The organism is uncultured Campylobacter sp., assembly GCF_938045775.1.
In the GTDB taxonomy this organism is placed as follows: Bacteria; Campylobacterota; Campylobacteria; order Campylobacterales; family Campylobacteraceae; genus Campylobacter_B.
Genome location: NZ_CALIBH010000031.1, coordinates 1 through 6,892 on the forward strand (window position 1 = coordinate 1; position 6,892 = coordinate 6,892).

The 6,892-nt window shown below is 49.0% G+C and carries 7 protein-coding genes; 6 read left to right on the plus strand and 1 reads right to left on the minus strand.

Going from position 1 to position 6,892, the window contains the following annotated elements; genetic code table 11:
* The coding region (locus Q0238_RS00910; RefSeq protein WP_297941959.1) for a SurA N-terminal domain-containing protein at positions 1-339 on the minus strand (339 nt) is incomplete at its 3' end.
* An 84-nt stretch (positions 340-423) separates the two neighbouring features.
* On the opposite strand from Q0238_RS00910, the gene gltX reads away from it, so the two are divergent.
* The 6 genes from gltX to gdhA all read left to right on the plus strand — a co-directional run.
* Complete coding sequence (gene gltX, locus Q0238_RS00915) at positions 424-1,803, plus strand: glutamate--tRNA ligase (protein WP_297941961.1); 1,380 nt, start codon at positions 424-426, stop codon at positions 1,801-1,803.
* 1 nt (position 1,804) lies between these two features.
* Positions 1,805-3,061: a malic enzyme-like NAD(P)-binding protein gene (locus tag Q0238_RS00920; protein WP_297941963.1), complete on the plus strand. Its 1,257-nt coding sequence runs from the start codon at positions 1,805-1,807 to the stop codon at positions 3,059-3,061.
* A gap of 44 nt (positions 3,062-3,105) precedes the next feature.
* Positions 3,106-4,554 carry a nicotinate phosphoribosyltransferase gene (locus tag Q0238_RS00925; RefSeq protein ID WP_297941965.1) on the plus strand — a complete coding sequence of 483 codons (1,449 nt, stop codon included), beginning with the start codon at positions 3,106-3,108 and terminating at the stop codon, positions 4,552-4,554.
* On the plus strand, positions 4,547-4,918 hold the full coding sequence (locus Q0238_RS00930) for a hypothetical protein (protein ID WP_297941967.1): 372 nt from the start codon (positions 4,547-4,549) through the stop codon (positions 4,916-4,918). The genes Q0238_RS00925 and Q0238_RS00930 overlap by 8 nt, the downstream gene beginning before the upstream one ends.
* A 77-nt stretch (positions 4,919-4,995) precedes the next feature.
* The gene (locus Q0238_RS00935) at positions 4,996-5,688 is read left to right on the plus strand and encodes an MqnA/MqnD/SBP family protein (protein WP_297941970.1); all 693 of its coding nucleotides are present in this window, start codon (positions 4,996-4,998) and stop codon (positions 5,686-5,688) included.
* Positions 5,685-6,892: NADP-specific glutamate dehydrogenase (gene gdhA / locus Q0238_RS00940; protein ID WP_297941973.1), on the plus strand; the 1,208-nt coding region annotated here is incomplete at its 3' end. The genes Q0238_RS00935 and gdhA, both read left to right, overlap by 4 nt.

Sequence of the window (6,892 nt, forward strand, 5' to 3'; positions counted from 1 at the left end):
ATTTGCTTTAAAGTCATCGTAGTTCATGCCTTGCTTTTGCACAGCGGTTTTGAGTTGGTCTAAGCTAAGCTTATTTTGATCGGCGATCGCTTTGAGTCTCGCATCGATCTCCGCGTCATTTACCGCGATGCCGCGGCGTTTAATCTCGGATTGTTGAAGCTTTTGCCCGATTAAAATTTCCATCGCGGCTTGCGGCGAAGCGCCCGTTAGTTTTTGAACTTTGGCTAGTTCGTAGCCGGTGATCGGCTCATTATCTACCACGGCGATGACGCCGTTTACTACTTCGGCATTTGCACAAACAGCACAGATCATTGCGGAAAAAAGCAATTTCTTTATCATTTTTAACCTTTATTTAGTCTTTTTGCTTTATAATTACAAGATCGCGATTATAACATTAAATGGTAATTTTTGCAAAGGAATTTTATGATAGTAACTCGTTTTGCGCCGAGTCCTACGGGATATTTACATATCGGCGGACTTAGAACGGCGCTTTTTAGTTATCTTTACGCTAGAGCAAACGGCGGTAAATTCCTGCTGCGCATCGAGGATACCGATCTGAAGCGCAATTCGCAGGAGGCTGCTAGGGCGATCGAGGAAGCCTTTAAGTGGTGCAATCTGGACTATGACGGGCAGATCGTGTATCAAAGCTCGCGCTTCGATCTTTATAAACAATACATCCAAAAGCTGCTAGATGAGGGCAAGGCATACAAATGCTATATGAGTAAGGACGAGCTGGATGAGCTGCGCGCGCAGCAGGAAGCTCGCAAAGAGCGCCCGCGCTACGATAACCGCTATCGCGACTTTACCGGCACGCCGCCTGCTGGGATCGAGCCTGTAGTGCGTATAAAAGCCCCGCTTAGCGGCACGATAGAATTTAGTGACGGCATCAAGGGCGAGATAAAATTTAATGCCGCCGATATTTTGGACGATTTCATCATCGCGCGTTCCGACGGCACGCCTACGTACAACTTCACGGTCGTGATCGACGACGCGCTGATGGGCGTCACGGACGTGATCCGCGGCGACGATCATCTAAGCAACACCCCAAAGCAGATCGTGCTGTATAACGCGCTGGGCTTTAAAATCCCGAAATTTTACCACGTCGCGATGATTAACGGCGCCGACGGTAGCAAACTAAGCAAACGTCACGGCGCTACCGACGTGATGGAGTACAAGCGCATGGGCTATCTACCGCAAGCTTTGCTAAATTTCTTAGTACGTCTGGGCTGGAGCCACGGGGATGATGAAATTTTTAGCATGGAGGAGATGAAGCGATACTTTGATCCTAACCATATCAGCAAGAGCGCTAGCACTTTCAACCAAACCAAGCTTGAGTGGCTCAATGCGCATTATATTAAAAGTTCAAGCGACGACGAGCTTGCCACGCAGCTTGTGGAATTCGGCGTCGATATCCGCTCGCACGCGAAAAAACATCTCATCGCGCAGCAGTACAAACAGCGCGCAAAGACGCTAGTGGAGATGGCTGAGGGCATTAAAATTCTTCTAAATCGCCCGAGCTGCTACGACGAGAAGGCGTATAAGAAATTTGTAACCGAAAGTTCGCTAAGCTTACTCGCAAAATTTGCGGATACTCTAAGCGCAAATTTAAATGCAAAGGAGTGCGAGGAAAGGACGATGGAGTTTTTGGACGCAAACGGCGCCAAGCTGAAAGACCTGGCTCAGCCTCTGCGCGTTGCGATCACGGGAGGAAGCGTTAGTCCGTCGATTTTTGAAATTTGTGAAATTTTAGGAAGCGACGAAGTTAAAACGAGAATTTCAAATTTAATCAAAAAAGGATTATAAAATGGCTAAAGTAAACGTTGAAGCGGCTTTGAAGTACCACATAGGTGGTAAAATCGGAACGAATGTAAAAACACCATGTGCTACGGCGGAGGATTTGGCGCTTGCATATACGCCGGGCGTCGCGGAACCTTGTAAGGTGATCGAGAATGATCACGAAGCCGCATTTAAATACACTAATAAAGCCAATCTCGTAGCCGTCATCACCAACGGCACGGCAGTTTTAGGACTCGGAGATATCGGCGCTATCGCCGGAAAGCCCGTAATGGAGGGCAAGGCGGTTTTATTTAAAAAATTCGGCGGCGTCGATGCTTTCGATATCGAGATCGACGAAAAAGATCCTAAAAAGATAATTGAAATTTGCAAAGCGCTTGCGCCTACGTTCGGCGGTATAAATTTAGAGGATATCAAAGCTCCCGAGTGCTTCGAGATCGAGCGCGAGCTGCAAAAAGTCGTCGATATTCCCGTCATGCACGACGATCAACACGGCACCGCGATGATTACAGGCGCAGGGCTAATCAATGCAGCCCTCATCAGCGGCAAAAAGATCGAGGATATGAAGATCGTAGTTAGCGGCTCGGGCGCTGCTGGCATAGCGTGCGCAAAGATGTATCGTAATTTAGGCGCTAAATATATCATAATGCTCGATTCCAAAGGGGTGATCTACAAGGGTCGCACCGATCTTACCGAGCAAAAGAAAGAATTTGCCCTAGACACCGCAGATCGCACGCTAGAGGATGCGATGAAAGGCGCGGATATGTTTTTAGGACTTAGTAAGCCGGGCGTTTTAACCAAAGAGATGGTAAAGACTATGGCGCCGCATCCAATCATTTTTGCGCTTGCAAATCCGGTACCCGAAATCTATCCAAGCGAGGTCGAGGAAGTAAGAAGCGACGCGATCGTAGGCACGGGCAGAAGCGACTTTGCAAATCAGATCAATAACGTTTTGGGCTTTCCGTATATCTTCCGCGGCGCGCTTGATGTAAGAGCCAAAAAGATCACCGAAAATATGAAGATTGCGGCCGCTCGCGCGATGGCGGATCTTGCTCGTGAAGAGGTTCCTGCAGAAATCCGCAAGATGCTGGGCAAGGATAATTTAAAATTCGGCAAAGACTACGTGATCCCAAATCCTTTCGATCCACGCGTATTTGCCGTGATCTCGATGGCGGTCGCAAAAGCTGCGGTGGATGACGGCGTCGCTCGCATCAAAGAGTTCGATGCTGCGGCTTATAAAAAGAGCCTAGAAGCTAAAAAGCTATGATTTTTTGCTCCTGCGCGAGGCGAGATTAAATTTAAGAGGCGTAAATGAAAGATTTGGCTTTACTTACCGATTTTTATCAGCTTAGCATGATGCAGGGCTATTTTTTCATAAAGCCCGATCAGACAGCGGTTTTTGACGTTTTTTATCGTAAAAACCCAAGCGGCGGCGGTTACGCGATATTTTGCGGCTTAAACGAGGTTGTGGATTATATCGAAAACTTAAAATTTAGCGACGACGACATCGCATATCTAAAAAGTCTAAATTTCTTTAAGCCCGAATTTTTGGAATTTCTAAGAGGCTTTAAATTTAGTGGCGAAATTTACGCCATGGATGAGGGGCAGATCGTATTTCCGCACGAGCCGCTAATTCGCGTCAAGGCAAATATCATGGAGGCGCAGCTCATCGAGACTGCGATCTTAAATACTATAAATTTTCAAACTCTAATCGCCACGAAAAGCTCGCGCATAAACTTTAGCGCCAAAGGTGATTCGGTGATGGAGTTTGGCTTGCGCCGCGCTCAGGGGCGAAGTGCGGGTATCTACGGCGCAAAGGCTGCGATTATAGGTGGCTGCAGCGCCACGTCAAACGTGCTTGCCGCAAAGAAATTTGACGTCCCTGCGATCGGCACCCACTCGCACTCTTGGATTCAGAGCTTTGATAGCGAGCTGGAGGCGTTTCGCGCCTACGCTAAAATTTATCCGAACAGCACGCTTTTGCTCGTCGATACCTACGATACTCTCGCAAGCGGCGTGCCGAATGCGATCAAGGTTTTTAAAGAGCTGCGCGCCAGCGGTCATGAGCCGCTTGGAATCCGCATAGATTCGGGCGATCTAGAGTATCTGACTAAGCAGGCGCGCAAGATGCTCGATGCGGCGGGCTTTGAGAACGCAAAGATCACCGCATCGAATGATCTAGATGAATACGCGATCGATCAACTCAAGCTTTTTGATGCCAAAATCGATAGCTGGGGGATCGGCACGAGGCTTATTACGGGCGGAGATAGTTCGAGTCTCGGCGGTGTGTATAAGCTAAGCGGTATCGAAAAAGATGGTGAGATCATAGCTAAGATCAAAATTTCAAATGATCCTCGCAAGATCAACAACCCGGGCTACAAGCAGGTCTTTAGGCTCTTCGACAAGGATAACGGCATGGCGCTTGCCGATCTGATTGCGCTTGATGGAGAGAGCATAGATGAGAGCGTACCGCTTGAAATTTTTCACCCTCTTTACACCTACAAGCGTAAAATTTTAACGAATTTCAGCGCGCATAAGCTCTTACGTCCCGTTTTCAAGGAGGGCAAATTCGTAGGCGTGCGCCGCACGGTAAGCGAGATCGCGCGTTTTAGCAAGGAGCAAAAGAGCAAATTTTGGCTCGAGCACCTTCGTAATGTCCATCCGCAGAGCTACAAAGTGGATCTCTCTCAAAAGCTTTGGGATATCCGAAAATCACTCATCAACGAGTGTAACCTAAATTTAAAGGAGAAATATGTTTAAAGTTCTATCGTGTGCCGCTTTGGCGCTAGTTTTGCTAGGATGCGGCTCAAACCAGCTCCGCCAATCCCCGGATAGCGCTATGAATAAGCAAGCACAGAGCGAAAAAACCATAACTCAAGAGAACGCAAAGACCTTCTATTTTGTCGATGACAAGGGCAAAAAGCTATCGCTTAGCTCAAACGACGATTTCAATACCGCCGTGTTAAAGGACGATAGCGGCAAAAGCTACAACCTCAAGCGCGAGCGTGCCGCCGACGGCATCTATATGGAGAACAAGGACGGAGTGAGCATCCACTTCAAAAAAGGTGAGGGCATAGTGGAGTTTAGCAAATACAAATCCATCCCGATCACCGAGGTCAAATAAATCCTGAAATTTTTGGTTAAATTCCGATTTGGCGCCGGAATTTAACCTCTTTTCCTGCGCTAAATTCGGAGAAAGTTATGTTATTAGGCAAAATCGATTATCTAAATTTGCTCCCATTTCACGTATTTTTAAAATCCCTTCCGCTGCCGTCTTATGTTAAAAAATCTATAGAATTTAAAAAAGGGGTGCCGAGCAAACTCTGCGCCGATCTTTATTATAGGCGTATAGATGCTGCGGTAATCTCCAGCGTTGAAAGCCGCCGCGAAAAATACCGCAAACTGCCTCTAGGAATCGTCGCAAAGCGTGAGGTGCTAAGCGTGCTCGTGCGCAAAAACTCGGCGCCCAGGCTCGATCCCGCGTCGATGAGCTCAAATATGTTAGCTCGCGTGCTGGAACTTAGCGGCGAGGTGCTAATCGGCGATAATGCTCTAAAGGCTCTGCTTTCGCAGGGTAGGGATAAATTCTACGATCTGGGCGAAATTTGGCAGCAGCGCACGGGCTTGCCCTTTGTTTTCGGGCGGCTGTGCTGCGTGAAAAACGAAAAAGCCTACTCGCGCCTGGCAACGAAATTTTTGCGTTCGCGCATTAAAATTCCAAGATATATCCTGCAAAGCTACGCCCTTTCGCGCGGCATAAAAGAGCGCGAAATTTTAAATTATCTGAAATTTATCGGTTATGAGATCGGCGTCCGCGAGGAGCTGGCGCTGAAAAAATTTATCGCCAAAGCCAAAAAATTAAAATTTAATCCGGTTCAAAAGGAGGAACTATGAAGTCTTACATCGACGGCTTGCTGCTAAATTTAAAGCGCGCCAATCCCGGTCAGGAGGTCTTTATCCAGGCATCGACCGAAATTTTATACTCGCTCATACCGCTTCTAAAGCGCGACGAGCGATATGTGAAAAACAAAATTTTAGAGCGCATTTTAGCGCCCGAGCGCACGATGATGTTTCGCGTCGTCTATATGAGCGACGACGGCGAGCCCTGCGTGCATACGGGATATCGCATAGAGTTCAACTCCGCCCTGGGCCCCTACAAAGGCGGACTGCGCTTTCATCCGAGCGTAAATTTGGGCGTTTTGAAATTCTTAGGCTTTGAGCAAATTTTTAAAAATTCTCTCACGGGTCTTAATATCGGCGGCGCAAAAGGCGGCGCAAATTTCGATCCCAAGGGCAAGAGCGACGGCGAGATTATGAGATTTTGCCAAGCTTTTATGTTAGAACTTCACCGCCTAATCAGCTCCAATACCGACGTGCCCGCGGGCGACATCGGCGTGGGCGGTCGCGAGATCGGTTATATGTACGGCGCGTATAAAAAGCTCACCCGCAGATTCGACGGCGCGCTTACGGGCAAGGGGCTAAGCTGGGGCGGCAGCCTCGCGCGCACCGAGGCTACGGGCTACGGCTCGGTCTATTTTGCAAACGAGATGCTAGCTACCAGGGGCGATTCGCTGCACGGCAAAATTTGCACGATCTCGGGCGCCGGCAACGTCGCGATCTACACCGCCGAAAAGCTCTATCAAATGCAGGCTAAGCCCGTTACGGTAAGCGATTCCACGGGCTTTATCTATGATGCCGATGGAATAGACGTGGCGCTTCTTAAGAAGCTAAAAGAGCAGCTGCGCGTAGGGCTTTGCGAATATGCCAAAGAGCGTCCCGGCGCAAAATTTACCCCCGTTAGCGCCTATCCCGCAGGCCGCAACGGCGTGTGGAGCGTGCCGTGCGATGCGGCATTTCCGAGCGCTACGCAAAACGAGCTTAATCTGGACGATGCGCGAACCCTTTACGCCAACGGATGCCGCATGGTTTGCGAGGGCGCGAATATGCCCAGCACGCTCGAGGCGGTCGATTTTATGCTCTCACAAAAAGATCTTCTTTTCGGTCCTGCGAAAGCGGCGAATGCGGGCGGCGTGGCTACGAGCGGGCTTGAGATGGCGCAAAACGCGCAGATGGCGTCGTGGAGCTTCGAGGAGGTCGA